Source organism: Asticcacaulis sp. DW145, from assembly GCF_037101385.1.
Classification (GTDB): Bacteria; Pseudomonadota; Alphaproteobacteria; order Caulobacterales; family Caulobacteraceae; genus Asticcacaulis; species Asticcacaulis currens.
In genome coordinates this window covers 68,771-94,910 of sequence record NZ_AP029025.1, presented here as the reverse complement: position 1 = coordinate 94,910, position 26,140 = coordinate 68,771, and the positions used below count along the sequence as shown (strand labels likewise).

General features: G+C 63.1%; 18 protein-coding genes. 7 read left to right on the top strand and 11 right to left on the bottom strand.

Features of this window, described 5'->3' with window-relative positions; all coding sequences use genetic code 11:
* Positions 1-3 precede the first annotated feature (3 nt).
* Genes hppD through AACH73_RS11645 form a run of 5 tightly spaced genes read left to right on the top strand, consistent with a single transcriptional unit; the run spans position 4 to position 5,191 of the window.
* Entirely contained in the window at positions 4-1,065 is a 1,062-nt protein-coding gene (hppD, locus tag AACH73_RS11665; RefSeq protein WP_338736021.1) for a 4-hydroxyphenylpyruvate dioxygenase, read from the top strand.
* Positions 1,065-2,339 carry a homogentisate 1,2-dioxygenase gene (gene hmgA, locus AACH73_RS11660; protein ID WP_338736019.1) on the top strand — a complete coding sequence of 425 codons (1,275 nt, stop codon included), beginning with the start codon at positions 1,065-1,067 and terminating at the stop codon, positions 2,337-2,339. The genes hppD and hmgA overlap by 1 nt, the downstream gene beginning before the upstream one ends.
* Positions 2,336-3,622 carry a fumarylacetoacetase gene (gene fahA / locus AACH73_RS11655; protein ID WP_338736018.1) on the top strand — a complete coding sequence of 429 codons (1,287 nt, stop codon included), beginning with the start codon at positions 2,336-2,338 and terminating at the stop codon, positions 3,620-3,622. Before hmgA ends, fahA begins: the two co-directional genes overlap by 4 nt.
* Positions 3,619-3,984, top strand: a complete 366-nt coding sequence (locus tag AACH73_RS11650; protein WP_338736017.1) for a Rieske (2Fe-2S) protein — start codon at positions 3,619-3,621, stop codon at positions 3,982-3,984. The genes fahA and AACH73_RS11650 overlap by 4 nt, the downstream gene beginning before the upstream one ends.
* A gap of 13 nt (positions 3,985-3,997) precedes the next feature.
* The gene (locus AACH73_RS11645; RefSeq protein WP_338736016.1) at positions 3,998-5,191 is read left to right on the top strand and encodes an amino acid aminotransferase; all 1,194 of its coding nucleotides are present in this window, start codon (positions 3,998-4,000) and stop codon (positions 5,189-5,191) included.
* Here AACH73_RS11645 and AACH73_RS11640 read toward each other — a convergent pair.
* Complete coding sequence (locus tag AACH73_RS11640) at positions 5,188-5,538, bottom strand: L-rhamnose mutarotase (protein WP_338736015.1); 351 nt, start codon at positions 5,536-5,538, stop codon at positions 5,188-5,190. The two genes, AACH73_RS11645 and AACH73_RS11640, sit on opposite strands and share 4 nt — an antisense overlap.
* Positions 5,539-5,650: 112 nt before the next feature.
* On the opposite strand from AACH73_RS11640, the gene AACH73_RS11635 reads away from it, so the two are divergent.
* The gene (locus tag AACH73_RS11635; RefSeq protein ID WP_338736014.1) at positions 5,651-6,991 is read left to right on the top strand and encodes an anti-phage deoxyguanosine triphosphatase; all 1,341 of its coding nucleotides are present in this window, start codon (positions 5,651-5,653) and stop codon (positions 6,989-6,991) included.
* Positions 6,992-6,996: 5 nt separating this feature from the next.
* Here AACH73_RS11635 and AACH73_RS11630 read toward each other — a convergent pair whose 3' ends face one another.
* A complete protein-coding gene (locus tag AACH73_RS11630) occupies positions 6,997-7,449 on the bottom strand; it encodes an Lrp/AsnC family transcriptional regulator (protein ID WP_272742323.1) in 453 nt (150 codons plus the stop codon).
* 135 nt (positions 7,450-7,584) lie between these two features.
* Positions 7,585-9,501: an isoaspartyl peptidase/L-asparaginase gene (locus AACH73_RS11625; RefSeq protein WP_338736013.1), complete on the bottom strand. Its 1,917-nt coding sequence runs from the start codon at positions 9,499-9,501 to the stop codon at positions 7,585-7,587.
* A 186-nt stretch (positions 9,502-9,687) separates the two neighbouring features.
* Between AACH73_RS11625 and AACH73_RS11620 the strand changes: the two genes are divergently transcribed.
* Positions 9,688-12,420 carry a TonB-dependent receptor gene (locus AACH73_RS11620; protein ID WP_272742324.1) on the top strand — a complete coding sequence of 911 codons (2,733 nt, stop codon included), beginning with the start codon at positions 9,688-9,690 and terminating at the stop codon, positions 12,418-12,420.
* Between the two features lie 40 nt (positions 12,421-12,460).
* Here the strand turns inward: AACH73_RS11620 and AACH73_RS11615 are convergent, their stop codons facing one another.
* From AACH73_RS11615 to AACH73_RS11580, 8 genes are all read right to left on the bottom strand, one after another.
* A complete protein-coding gene (locus AACH73_RS11615; RefSeq protein WP_338736012.1) occupies positions 12,461-14,230 on the bottom strand; it encodes an amidohydrolase in 1,770 nt (589 codons plus the stop codon).
* Positions 14,231-14,329: 99 nt separating this feature from the next.
* Entirely contained in the window at positions 14,330-15,841 is a 1,512-nt protein-coding gene (locus AACH73_RS11610) for a tryptophan halogenase family protein (RefSeq protein ID WP_338736011.1), read from the bottom strand.
* 23 nt (positions 15,842-15,864) lie between these two features.
* Positions 15,865-17,373 (bottom strand): tryptophan halogenase family protein, encoded by a 1,509-nt coding sequence (locus tag AACH73_RS11605; protein WP_338736010.1) that lies wholly within the window; start codon positions 17,371-17,373, stop codon positions 15,865-15,867.
* Positions 17,370-18,824 carry a tryptophan 7-halogenase gene (locus tag AACH73_RS11600; RefSeq protein WP_272742328.1) on the bottom strand — a complete coding sequence of 485 codons (1,455 nt, stop codon included), beginning with the start codon at positions 18,822-18,824 and terminating at the stop codon, positions 17,370-17,372. The genes AACH73_RS11605 and AACH73_RS11600 overlap by 4 nt, the downstream gene beginning before the upstream one ends.
* Positions 18,825-18,828: 4 nt before the next feature.
* Positions 18,829-20,370 (bottom strand): tryptophan halogenase family protein, encoded by a 1,542-nt coding sequence (locus tag AACH73_RS11595; RefSeq protein ID WP_338736008.1) that lies wholly within the window; start codon positions 20,368-20,370, stop codon positions 18,829-18,831.
* An 81-nt stretch (positions 20,371-20,451) separates the two neighbouring features.
* On the bottom strand, positions 20,452-21,141 hold the full coding sequence (locus AACH73_RS11590) for a DUF6445 family protein (RefSeq protein WP_272742330.1): 690 nt from the start codon (positions 21,139-21,141) through the stop codon (positions 20,452-20,454).
* A 446-nt stretch (positions 21,142-21,587) separates the two neighbouring features.
* Positions 21,588-22,193: a hypothetical protein gene (locus tag AACH73_RS11585; RefSeq protein WP_272742331.1), complete on the bottom strand. Its 606-nt coding sequence runs from the start codon at positions 22,191-22,193 to the stop codon at positions 21,588-21,590.
* 199 nt (positions 22,194-22,392) lie between these two features.
* A complete protein-coding gene (locus tag AACH73_RS11580; protein ID WP_272742332.1) occupies positions 22,393-25,764 on the bottom strand; it encodes a TonB-dependent receptor in 3,372 nt (1,123 codons plus the stop codon).
* Positions 25,765-26,140: the final 376 nt, after the last annotated feature.

The window sequence follows — 26,140 nt, the reverse complement described above, 5'->3', positions numbered from 1 at the left end:
GCCATGTCCATCACTCCGCACAACCCGATGGGTCTGAACGGCTTTGAGTTTGTCGAGTTCACCAGCCCCGACCCCGCCGCCATGCGCGCCCATTTCGAGCGCCTGGGTTTTGTCGCCGCCTCGCGTCATCCGTCCAAGGCCGTGACACGTTACAAACAGGGCCGTATCAACCTGCTGCTCAACGAAGAGGCGACCGGTCAGGCGGCCGACTTCCGTCAGGGGCATGGCCCTTCGGCGTCGGGCATGGCTTTCCGCGTCGCCGATCCAAAAACCGCCTTTGAGGCCGCATTGTCGCGCGGAGCCAAGGCCGCCGACGCCGCCGCTGGTACGCTGGGCGACGGCAGTTTTGTCCTTCAGGGCATCGGCGGCTCCTACCTTTATCTGACCCCCGACACAGATCAGCTCTATGCCGACTGGTTCGCCGTACCGGGGGCGGAGGCTGCCGAGCGCGAGCACAGCGTCGGGCTCGACCTGCTCGACCACCTCACGCACAATGTGCATCGCGGTCAGATGCGCGTGTGGTCGGACTTTTATTCGCGCATCTTTGGCTTCGAGGAGCAGAAGTATTTCGACATCAAGGGGCAGGCCACCGGCCTCTTTTCTCAGGCCATGATCGCCCCGGACAAGGCCATCCGCATCCCGCTCAACGAGTCGCAGGACGACAAGAGCCAGATCGAGGAATATCTAAGAGAATACAAGGGCGAAGGCATCCAGCATCTGGCGCTGACCACCGACGACATCTACACCACGGTGGAAAAGCTGCGGGCGCGCGGCGTGCGGCTTCAGGACACGATCGAGACCTATTACGAGCTGGTGGACAAGCGCGTGCCCGGCCACGGCGAAGACCTTGAACGGCTGCGCCGCAACCGCATCCTGATCGACGGCAATGTCGGCGAAGAGGGTATCCTGCTGCAAATCTTCACCGAAAACCTGTTCGGACCGATCTTCTTTGAGATCATCCAGCGCAAGGGCAATGAGGGCTTCGGCAACGGCAATTTTCAGGCCCTGTTCGAGTCGATCGAACTCGATCAGATCCGCCGCGGCGTCATCTCGGTCGATGCGTGATGCGCGCGTATCTCAGCGGATTTGGCAATCATTTCGCCACCGAGGCCGTGCCCGGTGCCCTGCCCGTGGGCCAGAACGCGCCGCAGGCCGTGCCGTTCGGCCTCTATGCCGAGCAGTTTTCGGGTACGGCGTTTACCGCCCCGCGCAGTGAAAACCGCCGCACCTGGTTCTATCGTCTGCGGCCATCGGCGCAGCACGCGGCCTTTGCGCCGTTAGACGCCCCCGGCTGGCGCACGGACGGGCCGCCCCCCTCGCCCAACCGCCTGCGCTGGTCGCCGCTGACGACGCCTCACGATTCGGTCGATTTTATCGACGGGATGACGGCCTATGCCGCCAATGGCGATGTGGCGACCCAGACCGGCGTGACGATTTATCTTTATGCCGCCACGGCCAGCATGACGCGGCGCGCCTTTTTCAATGCCGATGGCGAATGGCTGATCGTGCCGCAGGACGGGGCTCTGAAAATCCTCACCGAATGCGGGGTGATCGAGGCGGCACCGCTCAGCGTCGTCCTGATCCCGCGCGGGCTGAAATTCCGAGTCGAACTGCCGGAAGGGACAGCGCGCGGCTATATCTGCGAAAACCACGGCGCGGCCTTCCGCCTGCCCGATCTGGGGCCCATCGGGGCCAACGGGTTGGCCAATCCGCGCGATTTCGAAGCCCCGGTGGCCACCTTTGAAGACGAAGAGTCGCCGCATCAACTGATCCAGAAATTTCAGGGCCAGTTGTGGACCACGACGCTCGATCATTCGCCGTTCGATGTAGTGGCGTGGCACGGCAATCTGTGTCCTTACCGCTACGATCTGCGGCGCTTCAACACGATCAATACGGTCAGTTTCGACCACCCCGACCCGTCGATTTTTACCGTCCTGACCGCGCCTTCTGACACGCCCGGCACGGCCAACTGCGACTTTGTGATCTTCCCGCCGCGTTGGATGGTGGCCGAACATACCTTCCGCCCGCCGTGGTTCCACCGCAATATCATGAGCGAATTTATGGGCCTGATCGAAGGCATCTATGACGCCAAGGCCGAAGGCTTCGCCCCCGGTGGCGCGTCCTTGCACAATTGCATGAACGCCCACGGCCCGGATCGCGCCAGCTATGATGCGGGGGTATCGGCGGACCTGAAACCCCATAAGTACGAAGGCACCATGGCCTTCATGTTTGAAACGCGCTTTGTGCTGCGCCCCACCCCTCAGGCCCTCACTCTGCCAGGCCTGCAAGGCGATTACGACGCCGGATGGGGCGGCTTTGGAAAGGCCCGACTGCCATGATCGACTTTACCCACGACGCGGACCGCAAAAGCTGGCTCCCTGACGCCAACAGCCACGCCGAGTTTCCGATCCAGAACCTGCCGCTGGGCGTGTTTGCGCCGGGCGGGTCGGATGACCGCCGCGTGGGGGCCGCCATTGGCGAACATATCCTCGACTTGCGCGGCCTCTTTGAAGCGGGACTGATCGAGGGCGACGCGGCGGCGCTGGGCGCGCGCACGCTTAATGCCCTGTTTGGTCGCCCGGCCCCTGAGCGCCGCGCCCTGCGTCAGCGTCTTTCGTCCCTTCTCAGCGAAGTGTCGCATCAGGCGGCCGTGTCACCGCACCTCTATGCGGCTCAGACCTGCACCCTGTATCTCCCCACCGAGATCGGTGACTACACCGACTTCTATGTCGGCATCCACCACGCCACCGCGGTGGGCAAGCTGTTCCGGCCCGACAACCCCCTGCTGCCCAATTACAAGCATGTCCCCATCGGCTATCACGGCCGCGCCTCTTCGGTGCGCGTGTCGGGTGAGCCGGTGACGCGCCCATACGGTCAAATCAAGGCCCCGGACGCCGAGACCCCGCGCTTTGCCCCCACGCAGCGCCTTGATTACGAGTTGGAGCTGGGTGTCTTTATCGGCGGCGAAAACGCGCTGGGGCAGCCCGTGCCGATCTGCGAAGCCTCTGAGCGGATCGCCGGGTTTTGCCTGCTCAACGACTGGTCGGCGCGCGACGTGCAGGCGTGGGAGTATCAGCCTCTGGGGCCGTTTCTGGCCAAGAATTTCCATACCACGATATCGCCTTGGGTGATCACGGCCGAGGCGCTGGCCCCCTTCCGTACCGTGCCCTTGCCTCGCGTCAGCAATGATCCGGCCCCCCTGCCCTATCTGATCGACGCTGAGGATCAGGCACAGGGCGGCTATCGCATCCGTCTGGGGGCCCGCTTGCGCACGCCGGGCCTGAGCACAGCGGTTGAACTGGCGCAATCGCGCGCCGAAGAGGCCATGTACTGGACCGTGGCGCAGATCATCGCCCACCACGCCAGCGGCGGCTGCAATCTGCGCCCCGGCGACCTTCTGGGGACCGGCACCCTGTCCGGACCGCAGCCGCACGAAGCAGGCAGCCTGCTGGAACTGACCGAAGGGGGCAAGTCCCCCCTCACCCTGGCGTCGGGCGAAACGCGCCGTTTCCTCGAGGACGGCGACGAGCTCGACCTGTTTGCCCGCGCCGAGGCCGAGGGATTTGTCTCTATCGGCTTTGGTCCCTGCACGGCGCGCATCCTCCCAGCTGTGGCCCCATGACCGGCACCTTGCCCCGCCTAATGGAAGTCCGCCCCGGTATTGCGCTGGGGCCGCTTGAGCGCATACCCGACGGCACCGCGCGCAACTATGTGCTTCAGGTGGGCGAGGCGCGTTTTCACGGCTTTGTCGTGCGGCGGGGCCAGGCGGTACACGGCTATGTCGATGCCTGCCCACACGCGGGTTTGCAGCTCTGTCAGACGCTGGACGACTATCTGACGCCCGATGGCGGCCTGATCCGCTGTCAGTGGCACGGCGCGCTGTTCGACATCGCGAACGGTGTGTGCGTCGGCGGTCCCTGCCCCGGCGCGTCCCTCACCCCCTGGCCGGTCGCCGTGCGCGACGGGCAGATTTTTACCGCCTGAACTGGACTTCGATGTGACCGCGACCCTGACCGCCTCCCCCCTCTTCGCCGCCCTGACGGATCAGCCGGCCGACAGCCTGCTGGAACTCATCCAGTTGCATCGGGCCGATCCGCGCGTCGACAAGATCGACCTCGGCGTCGGCGTCTATAAGGACGAACAGGGCCATACCCCGGTCATGGCCGCCGTCAAACAGGCCGAAGCCGCCCTGCTGCACAGCCAAACCTCCAAGAGCTATCTGGGAACGGCCGGCGATATGGGCTTTGTCGAAGCGTTGATCCCGGTGGTGTTCGGTGAGGCGCGGCGCGGTGATACGGCACTGAGCGGCGTGCAGACGCCCGGTGGCACCGGGGCGCTGCGGCTGGCGGCGGAGCTGCTCAACCGCGCCCGGCCCGGCGCAACGGTGTGGGTGGGGACGCCGACCTGGATCAACCACTTCCCCCTGCTGGAAGACGCCGGGCTGACGATCCGTGAATACCGCTCTTTCGACCGCGACACGCAGTCGGTGATCTTCCCTGCCTTACGCAAGGCGCTGGAAGGTGCGGCACCCGGCGACATCGTTCTGCTGCACGCCTGCTGTCACAACCCGACCGGGGCCGATCTCAGCCCGGAGCAGTGGCGTGAGGTGGCCGGCCTGTGCGCCGAACGCGGCCTGCTGCCGCTGATCGACCTCGCCTATCAGGGATTGGGGCAGGGCCTCGAAGCCGATGCCGCGCCGATGCGTGATCTGCTGAAACAGGTGCCCGAAGCCCTGATCGCCTATTCGTGCAACAAGAATTTCGCCCTTTACCGCGATCGCGTCGGCGCCCTCTTCTATCAGTGCCGCGATGCGGCCCGGCGTGAGCGGCTGCGCGGCAATCTGATCAACCTCGCGCGCACCCTGTGGTCCATGCCGCCCGATCACGGGGCGGCGGTGGTGCGGCTGATCCTCGGCGACGCGGCGCTTGCGAAAATGTGGTCCGATGAACTCGACGCCATGCGTCTGCGTGTCCACAGCCTGCGCGCGGCGCTGGCGGCGGCGCATCCGGGTCTGGGCTTTCTGACGCGGCAGAACGGCCTGTTTTCGACCCTGCCGCTCAGCCCGGAAGAGGTGCTGAGCCTGCGCACCCAGCACGGCATCTACATGGCGGCGTCAGGACGAGTCAATCTGGCCGGGCTGGCCACCGCGCAGGTGCCGGTTCTGGCGGCGGCCCTCAGACCTTACATTTAAGGCTGTTCGCCCAGATCGAAGATACGGGTCATGGGCACCCACTTTTCGCCCGGCTGCGCCTTGGGCAGGGGCTTCTGGAATTCCCACATCAGGCGCTCCCACGCCTGCACGTCTTCCGAAGCCGCATCGGCGGCGGCCTTGGCGTCCGGCGCGAAGGTGTCGCCGACCTCCATGATCATGAACATGCGATCATGCGCCTGCCAGATTTCCATGGACTGGATATCGGCCTCGCGGATGCTGCGGATGATGGGGCCCGGCACCTTACCGGGCGCGTGCCAGGCCTTGTAACGGGTGATCAGGTCGGCATCGTCGTGCAGGTCGAGGGCAAAGCAGAAACGGCGGGGCATGGGGGAATCCTCTGAGTTTTGGTGTGTTTAGCGTGTTGCGGTGGATTCGTCACTGGCGGTGAGGCGTCGCGCCCCTTAAAGGTGGTATTTTCCGAAGCCGTGAACGAATCTGATGTCTTGGTACGCCCGCCGCGAAAACTGGTCCGCCAAAGCCGATGACGCCCGCGATGCCGGGGATATCGACTATGCCCGCATCATCCATTCCGCCTCCTTCCGTCGCCTTCAGGGCAAGACGCAGATCCTCAATCTGGGGGACAGCGACTTTTACCGCACGCGGCTGACCCATTCGCTGGAGGTGGCGCAGATTTGCGGCAGCCTCAACAAGCAGCTCAAGACCCACCATTCTGAGCATCCCGCCGCCGCCCGCCTGCCCGACCGGGCGCTGATTCAGGCGATCGGCTGTACCCACGACCTCGGCCATCCGCCCTTCGGTCACGGCGGCGAAGTGGCCTTGCACTACTGTATGCGCGACGACGGCGGCTTTGAGGGCAATGGCCAGACCCTGCGCATCCTGTCGCGGCTTGAGACCTTCTCCAAAAACGCCGGAGCCAATCTGACGCGGCGGACGCTTCTGGGTGTGCTGAAATACCCGGTTGCCCTGTCGAAGGCGGCCCACCCGGCGCGCAAACCCGCTTTGATGCGCGGGCCGACCACGATCGACATTATCGACTGCCGCGCCTCAAAGCCACCCAAGGGTTATCTCGACAGCGAGGCGGATGTGGTGGACTGGGTGCTGGAGTTGCTGTCCGACGACGACCGGGCGCGGTTTCAGGCGCTCGACACCCAACCCGACAGCCACCACGCCACGCGGCACAAATCGCTCGATTGCAGCCTGATGGACGTGGCCGATGACATTGCCTATGGCGTGCACGACCTCGAAGACGCCATTGCGCTCACTCTGGTCAGCGAAAGCGCTTTTCGCCGAGCCGTGCCCGAAAGCGTCTGCACCTCGTTTCTCGATGCGCTCAAGGCCCGCTATCCGCACGAAAGCGGCAACAATGTCTATGAAGGCATGGTCAGCGCCCTGTTCGGCGGTTCGGGGTCGCGCAAGCACTATGTCAACCGGCTGGTCGGGCATTTCATCACCCACGCGCGTTTTGCCGAAGACGACGCCTTTGCCGAACCGCTGTTGCGCTACCGCGTCGAACTGCCCGACGGGCCGGCGCGGTTTCTGAAAGCGCTCAAAGGGTTTGTGTTTGACGAGGTGATCCGTTCCCCCAGCGTACAGCATCTGGAGTTCAAGGGGCAGGCCATGGTAGTGGCGGTGTTCGAAGCCCTGCAATCGGACCCCAAACGCCTGTTGCCGCGCGATCAGTACGCCCGCTACGCCGCCGCCTCGGACGATCCGCGCGTCATCTGCGATTACGTGTCGGGCATGACCGACAACTATCTGCTGCGCACCTATGAGCGTTTGTTCGCCCCGCGAATGGGGTCGGTCTTCGACAAACTCTGAGGCGATTAGCGCTCCAGCTTGGTCGCCAGAAGGACCGAGGTGGTGGTGCGTTCCACCCCTTCGAGCAGGCCGATACGGTCGATGAGGTCGTTGACCTCCTCGCCATTGGCCGCTTCGAGCAGGGCGATGATATCGTACTCCCCGCTGATGGCGTAGATGGCCGACACCTCGCTGAGCCGCGCCAGCTCGGTCTCGACCTCCAGATTGAAGCGCGGCAGGCATTTGATCATCACATGAGCCCGCATCCGCGTGCGCGAAAAGGCCTGCCCCATGCGCAGCGTATAGCCGGCAATGATCTTTTCCGCCTCCAGCCGCGCCAGCCGCGCATAGACCTGGGTGCGCGGAATTTCGAGCTGTTTGGCCAGATGCGAGACGGTCAGGCGCGAGTCCTCGCGCAGCGCCGCCAGCAAGCGGCGGTCGGTGGCGTCGATGTCAGGCGTGGCCTTGCGCGTCCCCATTCAAGCGCTTTCTGAAACATGGCGTCTGAGCCCTCAGCGGCCCCGTTGAACCGCCGCCTCGCTCTTCACTTTCGTAAAGCCTCGTGCCGACAAGGGGTGTCCATTTTCCGGCACACGGCTTTAACAGACGTTACACTATTTTTCGTCCGCGAAAATAGCCGTTTTCACCGGGGTTTCGGCCGATACCGTGCCGCGGTACATTCCCAGATCGTTGAGACCGAACGCTACCTCGCCCGCTGCGTCCATGGCGATCAGGCCGCCGTCGCCGCCGATGGCGCCAACCGCCATGATGGTGTCCTGTGCGGCCTCGGCTATGGTCTGGCCCTTCCACAGTACGCGGTCGCAGACCTGACGCGCGGCGGATTCGCGGATGAAATACTCACCTGTCCCCGTGGCCGATACCGCGCAGGCCCCATCCTTCGCATAGGTACCCGCGCCGATGATCGGCGAATCCCCGACCCGGCCCCAGCGCTTGCCCGTCGTGCCGCCGGTCGAGGTGGCCGCCGCCAGATGCCCGTCCTGATCGAGCGCCACCGCGCCCACCGTGCCGAACAGATGTGTCTGATCCACCTCTGCCAGATTCCTCGCCTTCCACGCCTGAAGCTGGTCCCAGCGCGGTTGGGTGAAGAAGTATTTGGGATCAACCTGTTCCAGTCCCTTTTCGACCGAGAAGCGATCGGCCCCGTCGCGCGCCAGCAGGACGTGCGGCGACTTTTCCATCACCGCGCGGGCCAGTGACACCGGGTTTTTGGTGCGCGTGACACCGGCCACCGCCCCGGCCTTTTGCGTTGCCCCGTCCATGATGGCCGCGTCCAGCTCATTGACGCCGTCGGCGGTAAAGACCGCTCCCTTTCCGGCATTGAACAGCGGATTGTCCTCCAGTACGCGCAGCGTCGCTTCGACCGCATCGACCGCCGTGCCGCCCTTGTCGAGGACGGCCTGACCGCTGCTCAGCGCCGCGCTGAGCCCGGCGCGATACTGCGCTTCCTTCTCCGGCGACAGCTTTTCGCGTTCGATGACCCCGGCCCCGCCATGAATGGCCAGCGCCCAGCGCTTCTTTTCGCGCATGACGCCATGGCTGACCGTATAGCGTTTGACGAAGGCCGGATGCCCGATCTGCCGCGTCAGGACGTTAAAGGTGCTGTCCTTATCAAGGCCCGTGACCTTGATATTGTCCACGGAAAGCGGCGTGCCTGCCTTGAGGTCCCGGGGGGTGACGCCTTCGAACACCCAGGCATAGCCGCCGATATTGCTATAGACCTGCGTCGAACCGTCGCCATTGACCGCCAGCACGGTCTGCTCGTCCACGCCGATGCCCGTCAGAGACCGCCCGGCCATGTGCTGCGCCTTGGCCAGAAACGCGACCAGCCGCCCCTGACGCTTGCGCTCCTTGAAATGGGTGTCGGTGACGATGCCTTTCAAAAGGTCGAAGCGGAGGAGGTCGGTTTCCATAGTCACTGCCGCGCCCAGCGGGTCTTTCAGCGCCTCTTCGGATCCGATACTGCCGCCGTCCATGGCGCCATACACATACTCCCCCTGCACGGCCAGACCCGCCGAGGTGCCGCCCAAAGGCTTGCCCGCCGCCACGTGGGCATTGAGCGCCGCCTCGACCGGCGTGCCCTTCCAGAAGCGCACATAGTTCGCCTGATCCCCGCCGGCCAGAAAGATGCCATCGGCCTTTTTCAGTGCGTCGAGCAGTTCCGGATCGCTTGACGCCTTGCGGTCGGTAAAGACGAAGGTGCGGATCGAGGCAAAACCGCCGATCTGCTTATACATCTCATCCGCCGTGCTGGTCGTGCCCGAGGCGCGCAGCACGACGACGTGGCCATGCCCCGTCTTGTCGGCGAACCAATGGAAGGCGTCCACCGGCCATTCGCCCCCTCCGGCCATCATCAGACCGGGTTGAGGGGCCTTTTCGCGCGGCTTTTGCGGGTCGCCGATCAGGAAGGCCTTATAGCCTTTCGCCCCCCAAAACCCCTGCGCCGCCACGGGCGATACCGCAGTGCACAAAATTGCGATCACAAACAACAGGATAGGCAGGCGACGCGACATGATTGCCTCCGTAACGATATTGACGCAGCGTTACATTAATGTGTCACATATGCGGGTTTGTGAAGCCATTAAGACAATCTGATTGCAGAAATTTACATTCTGAGATCACATTCCGACAGAAATGCGGCGCGTGGCACCGCGCGCCCATAACCCCGTTACTTTAGCCCCAGAGCTGTGGATTGCCCCATGTCGAGATCACATCTACCCGCCATGCTCAAGATCGCCCTGCTGGCAGGCACTAGCCTGATACCGGTCTGTGCCGCAGCGCAAGAGGCTTCGGGAGAACCGGAAATCACCACCGTCACGGTGATCGGCTCCAACATTCCGCGCACCCAGAAGGAAGGCCCGGCTCCGGTGACCACCATCACCGCTCAGGCCATCAAGGACAAGGCGTTCAAGGACGTGCCGGACCTGCTGGCCTCGGTGACGCAGAACACCGGTCTGGTGCAGGGGCAGCAGTCGAACAACGGGGCGGACTTCTCGCCCGGCGGTCAGCAGGTCAATCTGCGCGGCCTTGGTCCCAACCACACCCTGGTGCTGGTCAATGGCCGCCGCATCGCCGACTATCCCATGCCGTTCAACGGCAAGAGCAACTTCACCGACGTGTCGAACATCCCGATGGGCATGGTCGATAGCGTGGAAATCCTGTCCGGTTCGGCCTCGGCCATCTACGGGTCTGACGCCATTGCGGGCGTCGTCAATTTCAAGCTGAAGAAGAAGGCGGACGGCACCACCTTCGATATTTCGCACGGCTTTACCGAACAGGGCGGCGGCAAGTCGCTGGAGATGAGCGTCTCGTCGGGCTTCGACGCCGACCGCTTTCACGCCGTATTCGGTGTCGAGGTGCGCAATCAGCGTCCGCTGTGGGGCTATCAGCGCGAGCGTCAGGATTCGACGCTGGACGCACCGACCGCCCGCTCGCAACTGCCTGAGCGTAACTTCATGATTCAGGACGAAAACGAGGATTATCTGGATCCGGGCAAGGCCACCTGCGACGCCCTGTCCGGCCTGAGCGGCGGCACCATGCAGTACGCCCTGCGTCCGCGTTACGGCTATTACTGCGGCTCGACCGCCGGTGTCGCCTACCGCACCGTGGTATCCGAGCGCGTACAGCTATCCGGTCTGGCCTCCCTCACCTATGAGCTGAACGACACCACCACCCTGTTTGCCGATATTCAGGCGGCCAAGAGCAAGGTCAAGCTGATGCGGCCGCGCCTGACCTGGTACTATCAGCCGGGCAGCGACAACGAAGACAGCTATTTCTACAACGCCAATAGCGGTCAACTGGAAGACTGGAACCGCACCTTTACCCCGGAAGAAATGGGCGGGCTGGAAAAGGGGATGCGTCAGGTCGATTCGCAAACCTTCACCCTCAGCCCCGGCATCCGCGGGACGTTCGGCGAAGGCAACAAGTGGTCCTATGACCTCGCCTTCAACTTCAGCCGTTTCGAGTCGAAAATCGCCTTCCCGCTGCTGATCAATGCCAAAGCGACCAAGTTCTTCCTCGGTGACCAGCTGGGGACGGACGCCGACGGCTATCCCATCTTTGCCCCCAGCTATGACCGCTTCTATACACCGCTGACGCCGGCCGAATACGACTCGCTGGTGGTCAAGAGCATCTATAAGCCGTCTTCCTGGACCAACAGCTTCAAGGCCGTGCTCTCGACCGGCGAACTGTTCCAGATGCCGGCGGGCCCGGTGGGCTTTGCCGTCGTGGCCGAAGCCGGTCGTCAGGGCTATGACCTCTCACCCGACCCGCTGGCGACGCAGTACTATTACTGGGGCTGGAAGGATGCCGACGGCAAGGGCGGCCGCAGCAACAAGGCCATCGGCGCCGAATTCCAGATCCCGCTTCTGTCCAACTTGTCGCTCAGCCTCGCCACCCGCTATGACCAGTTCGGCTTCGCCGGGCGCGACACGGACAAGGTGACCTATAATACGGGACTGGAATACCGCCCGGTGAAGTCGCTGCTGCTGCGCGCCACCTATGGCACGGCCTTCCGTGCGCCGGACCTGCACTATATCTATACCGGTCCGGGCAACGAACACCCCAGCGTCGTCGATCAGTTCAAATGCCGCACCGAAGAGCCCGGCGTGCCGCTGGGCGATTGTTCGCTCGATTCCGAACGCATCATCAAAAGCCGCGTCGGCAACCGCGACCTGAAGTCGGAAACGGGCACCTCGTTCACGGCGGGCTTCGTCTGGGCTCCGTCGCGCCGCTTCGACGTTTCGCTCGACTATTACAAGATCGAGATGAAGGATCAGGTCGAAGATCTGGAAATGGCCACGGTGCTAAAGACCGAGTCCGACTGCCGCTTCGGTTCGACCACCACCGGCGCCACGGTGGACCCCAACTCGCCCACCTGTAAGGACGCCCTCAGCCGCGTCAAGCGCAACAGCGGCGGCGATATCATGTCGATCTTCATCAACCCGATCAATGTGGCCAGCCAGCAGACCTCCGGCCTCGATCTCAGCCTGCGCTTCGGCTTCGACACCCCGATCGGTCAGATCGACGTGTCGGGCGGCCACACCTATGTGATCAAGCAAGACTATCAGCGCTACGCCGGGGACACCTATTTCAGCATGCTGACCCCGACCAGCGGCTACGAACTGCCGCGCAACAAGTCGAACCTGAGCGTCAGCCTGCGCAACGGGCCGTTCAAGGCGACCCTGAGCGGCCGTTACGTGGATCGCACGCCGAACTATGACGAAGACGCCTATGTCAGCAGCTATTCGATCGCCAACGGCTCGATCCAGTACGATGTGACGGATAAGGCCACCGTGTCCTTCTCGGTGCGCAATCTGTTCGATACCAAGCCGGTCTATGACCCGACCTGGACGGGCTACCCCTACTATAACCATAGCTGGTTTGACGGCATCGGGCGCGAAGGCACGATCCGCCTGACCTACAAGATGTAAGACAGAAAAGCCTGAGGTAAGCCCTCCGGCTTTTTTACGTTCAGGGCCGCCGGTACACCGTCCGGCCGCCCAGCAGGGTCAGGACGACCTTTGTGTCGCCCAGCGCTTCGGGATCGGCCGCGGTCAGGTCGCGGTCGAGCACGATCAGGTCGGCCCACTTGCCCACCTCCACCGACCCGACGCGATCCTCGACGTGCAGGGCATAGGCCGAGCCCAGCGTCATGGCGCGCAGGGCCGTGCGCAGGGGGAGGCCCGGATCGACGCCCAGCCGCCCCGGATATTTGCCCTGATCGGCCTTCGCCGCCGTGCGGGTGACCGCCACCTTCAGCGCGAACCATTCGTCCAGAGGATCGACCGGCCAGTCGCTGCCAAAGGTCAGACGCGCCCCGTAAATATCCAGCAGGCCCGAAGGCTCGATCAGGGCGTGGCGATAGGGCCCCAGCGGCTCGCGCGCACCTTCGATGGTGTCGGCGGCAGGCTTGCCCCACTGAAACGACAGGACGGGCAGCGCGTTCAGTTCGGCAAAGCGCGTATAGTCCGCCGGATCGACAATCTCGGCATGGGCGATGGCCGGACGGATGTCCTTGTCCGGATGGGTACGGCGCAGAAAGGCCACGGCATCGAGCGCCTGCCGCACCGCCCCGTCGCCATCGGCATGCATGTGCGGGTCTATCCCCGCCTCGGCCAGCAGGCCCAGAGTGTCGCTCAGTTGCGCCGGCGTGAAATAGGGCCTGGGGCCGCGATTGTGACCGGGCCGCCAGTGCGGGTCGGCCTCGGTACCGCTGTTTTCGAAATAGGGGGCGACCATGACGCCGGTAAAGGCCGGGGCGGTGATCACGCCATCGAGAAACAGCTTGGCCGTATGGATGCGCAAGGCAGGCCTCGCCCCCTGATCTCCTGTGTCGTAAAGACCGCGCTGACGCACCACCTCGGCGACAGCGGCTTTGGCGTCATAGGTCTCGCCGGCGTCGATCAGCACGGCAAAATGCCCGCGCGCCGTCAGGTCGCCGCGCCTGTAGAGCGTCTGATAGGCGGTCAGGGTTTCGATATCCGTATAGGCGTCAAGGAAGGTGGTTATCCCCTGTTCGGCCATCAGGCCGAGGGCAATGCGCGCGGCTTTCAGATTCGTGGCTGCGTCGGGCGTCGGGATCAGGGTCTGCACCCTCGACTGGGCCGCGTCTTCGAGCAGACCGGTCGCCTCGCCCTGCGCGTCGCGCACGATCCGGCCGTCCTTGGGGTCGGGGGTGTCGCGCGTGATCTGCGCCACGCCAAGCGCGCGGCTGTTGACCAGAGCCGAATGGCCGAAGGACGAGCGCACCATGATCGGACGAGCGGTGCGCCGCGTGTCGAGTTCGGCGCGCGTCGGGGCATAGCCGGTCGGGATCATGTCCTGCTGGAACCAGTTGATCACCACCAGCCAGCGGTCATCGGGCGCGTCTGCTTCGGCATCGAGGCAGGCCTGAATCCGGGCCAGAAACGCCTCCCGGCTCAGGCGCTCATAGTTGAGATTGCAGCCCAGCGTGCGCAGGCCACCCGATTGCGGGTGCATGTGCCCGTCCACCAGCCCCGGCATCAGGGTGCGCCCCTTGAGGTCGATGACCTCGGTGCGGCGGCCTATATGGGCCCTGGCGGCGGCGGAGGTGCCCACAAACACGATGCGCCCGTCGCGCACCGCCACGGCTTCGGCCACCGTATCGGCGGCATCGAGAGTCAGAACCTTGCCATTGACGAAGACGGTTTGCGCCACAGGGGCCGCCGCCACCGCCGAAGAGGCCATGAGCCCCCAGGCCAGACATAAAAGCACGCGCACAGGCACCTCCGCCGTTTTCAGGCTCAGGCTGAAGGTGTCGGGCCGGACCTGTCAAGCGGTAAGTGATCACAGCCTGGCCTTACCTTCGGGAACCCGCCCTTACACCGCTGCGCGGCAATGGCGGTCGATAAAGGCCTGATGATCGGGCATCAGGGCCAGAGCCCGCGTCACCTCGTCTTCGAGGTGCGTCATGCGCCGGATCAGTTCCTCGTCCGGAATCATGTCGGCAATGGGGTGGTAGCGTTTGGGGCGGACATTCTGACCGTGCATGACCGCCAGCCAGCTCACCTCGCTGAACAGCTCATTGTCGTGGCGGTACTGACGGGCATTTTCCTGATAGATGGCCAGCCGCTCGCGCAGGGTGTCCGGTATCTCCATATGGCGGCAATAGGCCCAGAACGGCGTGTCATCGCGCTCGGTCGCCTTATAATGCAGAATGATGAAGTCGCGGATCTGCTCGAACTCCAGCCGCGTGCGCGCATTGTAATAGTCGATATCCGGCTGATTGAAGCTCTTGTCCGGGAAGTTGGCCATCAGGCGCGCAATGGCCGTCTGGATCAGGTGGATGGAGGTCGATTCAAGCGGCTCAAGGAAGCCCGAAGCCAGACCGATCGAAACGACATTCTTTGTCCACGGCGCGCGGCGGATGCCGGCGGTAAAGCGCAGAAAGTTGGGCTCACTCAGCGGCGCACCGTCCAGATCGCTGTTGAGGCTGTCGAGCGCCGCCTCATCGGAGATATAGGCGCTGGCATAGACGTGGCCGTTGCCGGTGCGCGACTGAAGCGGGATGCGCCACTGCCAGCCCGCCGTCTTGGCGGTCGAGCGCGTATAGGGGATAGGGTCGGCGACCCTGGCACAGGCACGGGCCACGGCACGGTCGCAGGGCAGCCAATGGCTCCAGTCGTCATAGCCGGCCTTAAGAGTCTGCTCGATCAAAAGCCCGCGGAAGCCGGAGCAGTCGATAAACAGGTCGCCCTCGACCGTCTCACCGCTTTCCAGCACGACGCTGTCGATATGGCCGGACTGCGGGTCCTGCACGACGCGGGTGATCCGGCCTTCGGTGCGGGTGACACCGCGCTTTTCGGCCAGTTCGCGCATCAGACGCGCATAGAGGCTGGCGTCGAAATGGAAGGCATAGGAGATGCCGTTCAGCGCCGCATTAAGGCGCGTCGGGTCCGGGCGCTGAAACTTGTGCGCCTTCGCGGCACGGATCATCAGATTGTAGGCATCCAGAGACGGGGCCTTGTCCATCTTTGCATAGCGCAGCCAGAAATGGTGGAAGTGGATGCCGTCCATATTGGCGCCATAGGCACCGAACGGGTGGATATAGCTCTGCCCCAGCCCGCCCCAGTTGACGAACTCGATCCCCAGCTTGAAGGTGGCATTGGTCTTGCGGATAAATTCGTTCTCATCCAGCCCCAGCAGGCGGTTGAAATAATGGATGTGCGGGATGGTCGCTTCGCCCACCCCGACCGTGCCGATGGCGTCGGATTCGATGACGCGGATGGCCACTTCGCGCGACGGCATCAGCTTGGACATGCCCGCAGCGGCCATCCATCCGGCGGTGCCGCCGCCCACAATCACAATCTTGCGTATTCTCAGGTCTTGCATGGTCTCTTCGGGGTTCGGCACGATCAGGCCCGCACAGCGGGGCAGTAGGATTGCAGGAAGGCGGCGTGTGTGGGCATACGCGCGGCCTCGGCGGCCATGGCGGCGCGCATCGACTCCAGACTGCGGACCACCGTGTCATACGGCAGATGGGCAATGACCGGATCGCAGGTTTGCGGCACGATGCCCTGCCCCAGGAAGACGGCCACCCAGCTTGTGCGCGCAAACAGCTCCTCTTCGTACCGGAAGGTGCGGCCCGCCGTGCGGAACAGCTCGATCTTGTGCGTCAGACTGTCGGGGATGCTCATAGTGCGGCAATAGTCCCAGAAGGGCGTGTCGTCGCGTTCGGTCGCCTTGTAGTGCAGGATGATGAAGTCACGCACCTGCTCGAACTCGGTGCGCATGTGGCGGTTATATTCGTCGCGCACCACCGCCGGCAGGGAGGCATCTGGGAACAGGGCGATGAAGCGGCTGATCCCCTCCTGAATCAGATAGATGGAGGTCGATTCCAGCGGCTCAAGGAACCCGGCGGACAGGCCGATCGCAATGCAGTTGTTTTTCCAGAAGGTGTGGCGGTGCCCGGCAGTGAAGCGAATCTGACGCGGCGTGCCCATCACCTCGCCGTCGAGATTGGCCAGCAATATCTCCGTCGCTTCACCATCGTCCATGAAGGCGCGGCTGTAGATATGGCCATTGCCGGTGCGCGACTGGGTGGGGATGCGCCACTGCCAGCCGGACGGACGGGCGGTCGAGCGCGTATAGGGCAGAAGCGGCCCGGCATGGGTGCAGGCGACAGCCTGCGCCGCATCGCAGGGCAGCCAGTGGCTCCAGTCGTGATAGCCGACACCCAGAGTGTTACCCAGCAACAGGGCGCTGAACCCCGTGCAGTCGAAGAACAGCTCACCGGTGAGGGTCTGGCCATTGTCGAGCGCGAGGGCCTCGATATCGCCGCTGTCGGGGTTCTGAACGACGCGCTCGACCTTGCCTTCGACGCGGCGCACCCCGCGCTGTTCGGCGTAGCTGCGCAGAAAGCGGGCATAGAGGGTGGCGTCGAAATGATAGGCGTAGCGGATGTGGGCGCGCGGGGAATTCTGCCCCGCGGGGGGCAGGTCGAAGCGCGCCTGACGCGCGGCGACGGCGCTCATGCTGTAGTCGTCGATCGGGTGGGTATGGCCCCCCTGCCGCGCCCGCAGCCAGTACTGGTGGAAGTCAAAGCCGTTCATATCGACGCCGTGGGTGCCGAAGGGGTGGATATAGGCCTGCCCCTTGCGCCCCCAATCGACAAATTCGATCCCCAGCTTGAAGGTCGCATGGGTCGCCTTCATGAACGCGTCTTCGCTAATCCCCAGCATCCGGTTGAAGTTGATGATGTCGGGTATGGTGGCTTCGCCGACGCCGATGGTGCCGATCTGATCGGATTCGACCAGAACGACCGAGACTTTCTGCGAATCGACCAGACTGGACAGGGCCGCCGCCGTCATCCACCCGGCGGACCCGCCACCCAGAATCACGATCTCCTTGAGGTACGAGGTCACGCGGTTTGTCCCTGTTGTTGACGCAGATAGCCGGTCAGGCCGTCCAGATACTGATGGTGGGGCGGTAAGGCGCGGGCCACACCGTCGATGTCGCGGCGCTGAGCGGCCAGATAGGCCTCGACGCGGGCCGGATCGGCGCGGTCGGCGGTGCGGTCATAGCGGGCGGGCCGGCGGCCCATGCCATAGTGCAGGATCAGCCAGTCTTCGCGGCTGAAGGGTTCGAGGTCGAAGGCGACGGGCAGGCCCCGACTTTCGAACTGCTCGATCTTGAGGCGAAGCCGCGCATCCTCGGGCTCCGCCGTCGCGGCCTGCCAGTAGGCCGAGCCGTCCAGCGGCGCGGCGGTGAACAGGGCGCGCATAAAGAGGCCGGCGTGGGCGTAGTCGACCTCGGCCTGACGATTGAACTCCCGGCGCTCGACCGACAGGTCCGCTGTCACGGGCAACAGGGCCAGCAGCCGCTCGATATCCCGCTGCAACAGGATCATCGGGGCGGGCGTCAGAGGTTCCGCGACGCAGGCCGCCTGACCGATACCGACGCAATTGCCCGCCCAGGCGGCACGACGCTGCCCCACGGTGAGCGTGGCCGTGCGCGCCGAAGCGTCTGCGGGCGTGGCGCTGTCGGCCTCGCTAACGGTCAGGGTCAGCAGAGCGGCGCGCAGCGGGGTCTGGGCCTGCCAGCCCTCAGGCATCCCGGTCACCACCGTCACCCCACCGCCCGCCGGCGGCGCGTCGGATCGCACCTGCCGCGCCGTCAGCCGCCTATGCCCCAGGGTTTCGGGGACGAGGCGTGACAACAGGGCGGCGTGCGGCCCGCTGGCGTCGATCCATACATCCGCCGTCAGACTCTGACCGTCACTCAGGTGCACGGCGCGGATATGGCCGTCTGCGGCCTCCACGGCGGCGATGGCGGCCTCAATCCGTCGCACCCCGGCGCTCAGGGCCGCACGCTCAAAACGCCGACCGTAATCGGCCGCTTCGAAGTGATAGCCATACTCCGCGCGCGACAGGGGGTGGTTACGGTCTTCGGGCGGATGGGCGAAGACGCCGCGCCGCGCCGCCAGCGCCGAAACCAGATAGGGTTCGAGCGCGCCCTGCCCCTGCTGCGTCAGATAGTGATGAAACGGCACGCCCTCCAGCACCGGCAACGGCTGATGAAAGGCCTGCACCCAGTCGAGCCCTTGCGCCCCCCAGTGGCGGTAGTGCGTGCCGAAGGACAGGGCCGTCTGGCTGTGCAGGATCAGGTCCGGCTCTGCCACCCGGCACGCCAGATTGAAGCGGTAGGCATCGGGCGGGGCCAGATGGCCGTAAAACAGGTCCGTGTCGGGGTCTTTGCCCTCACTCAGCCAGCTTATCGTCAGGGTCGGACAGGCATAGGCCCCCAGCGCCGCCGCCGTCATCTGACCGGCCAGTCCGCCGCCACAGACCACCACATGCAGGTTTGCAGTCGTCATGGTCTTACGCGCCTTTCGCCAGAAGCGGGCCGGTGTCGGAGGCCGCACCCATCTTGCGGATATAGGCCCCATGATCCGGTGTGGCCGTCGCAGCCGCCGACACGCGCTGTTTCAGGGCGTCCCCCGCGCGACGCACCTCGTCCGACGACAGGCGATCGACGCGCGGATCGTAATGGCGCGGGATCAGGTTTTGCCCCAGCATCACCGCCACCCAGCTCGGCGGCAGGAAGACGCCGAACTCATAGCGAATGAGGTGGCCGCGCGTCAGCCAGGCCTGAATCTTTTCCTCCAGACTGTCGGGCAAGGTCATGTTGCGGAAATACCGCCACATCTCCGTATCGTCGCGCTGCGTCGCCACGTAGTGCAGCAGCAGGAAGTCGCGCACCCGCTCGAAATTGACGCCCATGCGGCGGTTGTATTCGTCGATGTCCGATTGCCGGAAATGCTTGTCCGGGAAGATTTGCAGAAGCTCGGTAATGCCTTCCTGAATCAGGTGGATCGAGGTCGATTCCAACGGCTCCAGAAAGCCGGCGGCCAGACCAATGGCCACGACATTGCGGTTCCAGAACTGGCGGCGACGGCCCGTGGTGAAATAGAGCTGACGCGGATCGGCCAGGGTGGGCGCGTCGAGATTACCCAGCAGACGCGCATGGGCGGCCTCATCGCTGATGAAGCTGCTGCAATAGACGTGACCATTGCCGGTGCGGTGTTGCAACGGGATGCGCCACTGCCAGCCGGCTTCCAGTGCGGTGGCGCGGGTGAAGGGCGTCAGGCCGCCGCGGGATTCCGTAGGCACCGCGACGGCGCGATTGCACGGCAGCCACTGGCTCCAGTCGTCATAGCCGGTCTTCAGCGCCTGCTCGATCAACAGGCCCCGAAACCCCGAACAATCGACAAACAGGTCGGCCGCGATCACCGCACCATTATCGAGTTTCAGCGCGGCGACATGGCCATTGTCAGGGTTCAACTGGCAATCGACGACCTTGCCTTCGTGGCGGATCACGCCGTGCCCTTCGGCGAAGCGACGCAGGAACGCCGCATAGCGACCGGCGTCAAACTGATAGGCATAGCCGAAGGTGGATTCGATCTGGGCCGGGTCGCTGGCGGGATGGCGAAAGCGATTGGCTTCGGCGATAGCGATGGGATAGGCATAGGTATCAAGGCGGCCCGCTTCGCCCATCTGTTTGAGGCGCAGCCAGTACTGATAGAAGGGGATGCCGTCGATCGGCGTGCCGTAGTCGCCGAAGGGGTGGATATAGCGGTCGCCGATACGCCCCCAGTTGCAGAATTCGATCCCCAGCTTGAAGGTCGCTTCCGTGGCCTTCATGAAGGTCACTTCGTCTATATTGAGCGCCGCGTTGAAACTGCGGATATGCGGCAGGGTGGCCTCACCAACCCCGACCGTGCCGATCTCTTCGGACTCGATCAGGGTCACGGACACCGGCAGGCCCTGTAGCTTGTGCGCCAGAGCCGACGCCGCCATCCAGCCCGCCGTCCCTCCGCCAAGGATACAGACGCTTTTGATCGCTTCCGGGTTTTCACGCATCGCAGGGTCCTGTGGAGGCTGAGAGATCAGGGGGTTTCCGGGTCTGAAAAACGATTGGTACGTGTGCAGTGGCCGCACGAGCTATGTGTCATTGAGCCGCACGAAAATATTACCGGTCAGACGCCCGGTGCGCGGATCGTCGCTGAAGGCGAAATCCGGCGGGATATAGCCGGAGTGCAGCAGCGCCCCCTGATAAATAACGAGGCGGTTGAAGCGGCCTTCGACGTGGAAAATCTTTTCGTACCGGTCATTGGTCTCGGCGGTGAAGCCGGACGACACGCCCAGCCGCTCATCTTCATCGCGCATGGCCTGACGCAAACGCGGCGCGCTCTCGGCATCGACGCGCTCTATGCCGCTGGCGATATGGCGATAAAAGGCCGTGCCGGTATCAGGCAGATGATGCAGATGATGCAGCACCGCCACCATACGCGGATCGGCCCAGTCGAAATGCGGCAGGCGCTGAACGGGACTCAGGGCGTCAGGCGGCGTGGTGACCATCGAAAAACTGGCTTCGACTATGCCAAAACCGCTGACGCCAAAGGCCTGACCGATGACGGGCGCCACCTTCTGCAGCACGCCCATCACGTAGGGCGAGGCAGGATCTTCGGGGCCGATCTGACGCCGCCGGCCCGGATAGGCGGTCTGACCTTCGGGCGGAAAGGGCGTGGACGCCGCCGCCATATCGACAACGCGCGACGCTTCATTGAGAAAGTCGTCGATAACGACCACCCGCGCCCCGGACTGCCCGATATGCTGCACACTTACGTCCATGCCTACTCTACCTCCCGAAGACGCTCAGGCCCGGCGGCAAACAGAGAAACCTGCTTTTCGCCCTCCGGATACGCGTGACCCGCACGCCCGAACGTCTTTCTTTTTAAAGAAACATATTCGCGGAATACAGGATTTCAACAGGTCATTTGTCGAAACGGCGCAAATATACAAAAAAAAGCGCCGCGCTTGTGGGAGCGCGGCGCAGTATGAAAGAGCGGCATGTCAATTTGGGAGGCAAATTGCTGCCAATAATTACATAACAAGCACCGTAAATATTTTCAATGTTAAACGCGTTACTTTTATAATATTTTAAATCGAACGCACGCGCAGGATAAACACTGAAATCAGATGGCAGATATCACCGGCTTGGCCTTTCAAGTCCAAGGCAAGGTGGCGCGCATCGCTTCAAGTCAAAGCCCGCTTGCGCCTCAAGACAAGCCGAGCCATTACTTGACCGAGGCGCGGATTTCTTCGGCCGTCTTCTTGGCTTCGAAGATTTCCGGTTGCTTGGTCGCCCCGGGGAAGCTGGCCTGATCGCCGCTGCCGACCTGAATCAGCAGAACGGCCTGAGAGACCTTTCTCGGTTTCCAGCGTTCCAGCACCGCCGGCGGCACATCGCCCCCGCCGAAGCCGCCCGTGGACGGGCCCATCGGAATACTGCTGTCACTCCCCGCGCTCTGGTTTGATCCCGCGCCGCTGCTGGCGGTCACATTGCCGATAAAGGCCCCCGTGCGCGACGCCACGTCTTCAGCGCTGCCGACTTCGATTTCCTTCACCGAGGTCGTCAGAACGGCAAACCACTCATGGCCCGCCTCAGTGGTAAACTCAGCCGCCCGCAACAGGGCATAATTCGCCACCACATCGGCCTTCATCCGCGCATCCCCCGTATAGGTGATGACGTAGCGGTTTTCTTCGACCTTGGTATTGGTATAGCCCAGACCGCCATTGGGTCCGGCCGCCTTGTAAACCGGCGGTTTGGCCGCCACCACACCGGGCACGACAGCCACCGTGCCCAGGGCGAGGACAACAGCCAGTTTGGCCAGTAGTTTCATGAGAAGCTCCCTTTCGCTCTGAGCGATGTGCGGCGTGGACATACGGACGAACTGAAAACGGTTCGCCACCCTATGGGGGCTGATATGGGCACGCACTGCACCGTCATGATCCATACGGTTACATCCCCTTACGCCCTGCCCGAACAAGGGGCGGAGACACTCCGCCCCTTGCCCGTATCGGGGTTTCGGGCTGCGACCCTTAGTACTGGTAACGCAGGCTCAGAACGAAGCGACGGTCGTTCAGGAAGCTGAAGCGATCGACGCGGTCCCCGTTCTTGTTAACCTGTGCTTCCGCCTTGTTCTTGGTATCGAGCAGGTTGGAGGCGTTCAGGCTGACCTGGAACTGACGGTTGACATTGTACTTGATCGAACCGTCAAGGAAACCGACATCCGAATTATAGATGGGGTCGCCGGTGATGTAGTCACGATAGGAGGTCAGGTTTTCCGAACGCCAGTTGTAAGCCAGACGGCCTTCCCACTTGCTGTCCTGATAGATACCGACCACGTTGAAGATGTACTTGGACTGACCCAGCAGATCATCGACGCCGAAGCGATAGATGGTGCCAAAGTCATCCGGCACACCATCGCCGTTGGCGTCGATATAGGCCGGCGGCGGGGTGGCACTGGAGTCGATATAGGTGAAGTTGGTCTGCAGACCGAGGTGCGACATCCAGCCCGGCAGGAAGTCATAGAACTGCTGATAGGCCAGTTCGATCCCTTGCAGCTTGGCCTGGTCAGCATTGACCGGACCACCGTAAACGACGTTCACCGTCTTGCCGTCCAGCTTGATGGAGCCGAGGGTGTAGTCACCGCCCTGAATGATATTCTTCAGGTCCTTTTTGAAGACGGCTGCGGAGACCGTACCGCCCTGGAAGTACCATTCGAAGGACAGGTCATAGTTGATCGCGGTCGTCGGCTTCAGGAGCGGGTTACCCCCCGTGACCCGGATCTGGTCAAGTGTGATGTTTTGCGCCCCGCGGTCCACGCGATACAGCGGGTCGGTCGTGTCCGTGATGGTCGGGAACGCGACACGCGTTGTCACCGCACTCGTCTGTTGAGCCGCACGCATGTCCTGAACGTTCGGACGGCTCAGATTCTTGCTGGCGCCGAAGCGGATCAGCATGTCCCTGTTCAGGTTCCACTTCATGTTGAAGGACGGCAGCCAGTAAGCGTCATCCTTTACCGACACCGTGCGGGCTTCAGACTTGCCGATCTGACCTGCCGGACAAGCCGCGAAGTAGGCCGGTGTCGCCGTAGCCGGCAGACCGGGACACAGATAGCGAGTCGTTTCGGGCAGGAAGTCCTGAACCGAGTCACGCGATTCAGCGTCGGCTGTGCGAGGAGCCGCCGTGGTTGAGGCGGTTTGCGCATCGGCGTCAATCGAGCGATAGGCCATGAAGCCGCTCGAATCGAGGTTCGTGGTCGTGTAGCGGACGCCAAAGTTACCATCAACCGACATGCCGTTGTCGAACTCCTTACCGAAGTTCAGCATCAGGTAGGCATTGTTCGTGGTTTCCACGATGTCCGAAACGCGCGCCGGATCGTAGTTTGGCTTGCCATCGGCGCCGAGCTGGGTGCGCCAGCCCGACTTGCGGCTGCCATCGGCATTGACGAAGGTCGGCTCGTTATAGACGTAGTTGCGCATGGCAACCGGGTCGAGCAGCAGGTCGGAGCGAATAACCAAGAACTGGGTGTTCGGTCCTTGCAGAACGCCGCCCCGATAGAAGTCGCTGAAATCCTTCTGATCATAGGCGGGCGTCTTTTGCGACGAGAAGACGCCGAGGCCAGTGCCCTCCCACGCCGGAGCGATACTGCCCCAGTTGACATCCATTTCCTTGTTGGTTTGCGAACGTTCCGAGTGACGGACGCCGAACTTCACCGACTTGAACCACGAATCGGCTTCGAAGTCGTACTGTACGTCTGCGCGCACGGCGGTCAGCTCACCGTCACCGTCGCGGTGACCTTCACCGGCATAGAGCCAGAAGGCGGCGTTCGGGTCGTTCATACCTTTCTGGAAGCCGGGCATGATGCGATAGACCGAATTGCCACTGCCGTCCGTACCGACAACGGTATTGCCCGCAATCTGGCCCGCATTGATCTTGGTGCGCGGATCGGCCGTCAGAGTCACTTGCGGATTGTCGAGGCCCGGCACAATGAAGGCGTTGGCATAGGTTTGCGAACCACCCCACATTTCATTGGAGGTGGCGCTGGCCGTCGTCTTGTGCGCGTCGATTTCGACATACAGACGATCAGACGGACGCCACTTGAAGTTCAGGCTGATATCGTCCGTCGTGGTGCGCTCGGTCTTGCCGATCCCCAGAACGGCGACACCCAGACCATAGGCACCGGTCCAGCTGTCAAAATCGTTGGTGACCAGCCCCGAAGTCATCAGGCCGCCATTGATCGGGAACTGGGTTTCGCAATAGTCCACAGGACGGGTTGCACTGGCCGCCGGCACGTTACAGCGATTCAGACCCGACAGAGTCGTATTATCGAAGGTGGCGTTGGTGACCGAATAGCGCTGGTTATTGCCGCCATCCGGGAAGGATTCCAGCGTATATTCCAGGCCCTGGCTCTCATTGATGACCCGGATGTACTTACCGGTCAGGCGCATGGTGTCGTTTTTCCACTGCGCCGCCAGGTAGGTGCTCGAGCGATCACGCTCGACCTCGTTGGTACGCATCTGGAAGCCGAGAATGGCCCCGACGGTCTTGCCCGGCACGATGGTGGTGACGCTGGCCGGTTCGTTCGATTCCAGCACGTTACCGGTATTCGGGCCGCGCGGGATCGGCGCCGGCTGCTGCCAGCCGTGGATCATCGACTTCAGGTTCGAGGTCGAATACGACCCCATCAGGCCGAATTCACCATTCGACGTCTGCCAGCGGTTGCTGACCACGGCATTGTAGGAGGGCGACCACTTCTTGGCGAGATCGCCATAGTTGAAGTCCGCCGAAACCGAAGCAAAATAGCCCTTACGGTCAAAGGGTTCCAGCGTGCGCAGATTGATCGTGCCGCCGATGCCGCCTTCGATCAGGTCCGCCGAAGAGTTCTTGAACACATCGACCGCGCCGACGAGCTGCGGCGGGATGCTGGACCAGTCGAGCGCGCGGCCCCCATTGGCCGAGAAGGCATCACGACCGTTAAACTCCGAACGCACGAAGCCCAGACCACGGATCAGGTTACCGCGACCTTCGGGCGACGGGAAGTCGGGGCTGCCGCCGAGCGTGAAGCGGGTCACGGTCACGCCGGGGACGCGTTGCAGCGCTTCGGCGACCGACAGGTCCGGCAGGGCGGACACGTCCGAGGCGGTGATGGAATCGACGAAGGTGGCCGACTTGCGCTTGATCTGGGCGGCGGATTGCAGAGCGCCGCGGATACCGGTCACGACGACGGTCTGCACATCATCCTTGGCCGCTTCCGGAGCGGGCGTCTTGGCCGCGTCCTGAGCAAAGGCCGGCGACGACAGAAGCGCCACGGCCAGCGCCGTGGAACCGAGCAGTTTGCCATTCAGGCCCTGACGTCCGGACACGACGGATTGATTACGGGCAATAGTGCCGCTCACTGGTTTCATGTTTTAAACTCTCCCTGCCTCGACTGACTACTTTGGTCGCGAGGTATTTTGTGCCCCGGTAGAACGGGATGCGATTTTTTGACTTCTTCTGGTGTACTCTGACGTGCCGGGCTGTGCCCCTTTCCAGTTGCCCCGTGTTGGCACCCGATACGTATGAACGTAACGACGGTATGATAGCGGTCCCATTTTTTCAATGGGAAAGGTCGGACAACTTATCAAATATTACGTGAGTTGCCAGATTGCGACACTTTGACGTAGTCCCTGAATGTCCACCTTTACCGCAATGACAACCTTATCATGCGACTTCGGGGTGGGCTATCCCCAGAGCGACCCGTATGTAAATTTTCTGTAATGTGCGTATAAGTATCTGATTAAA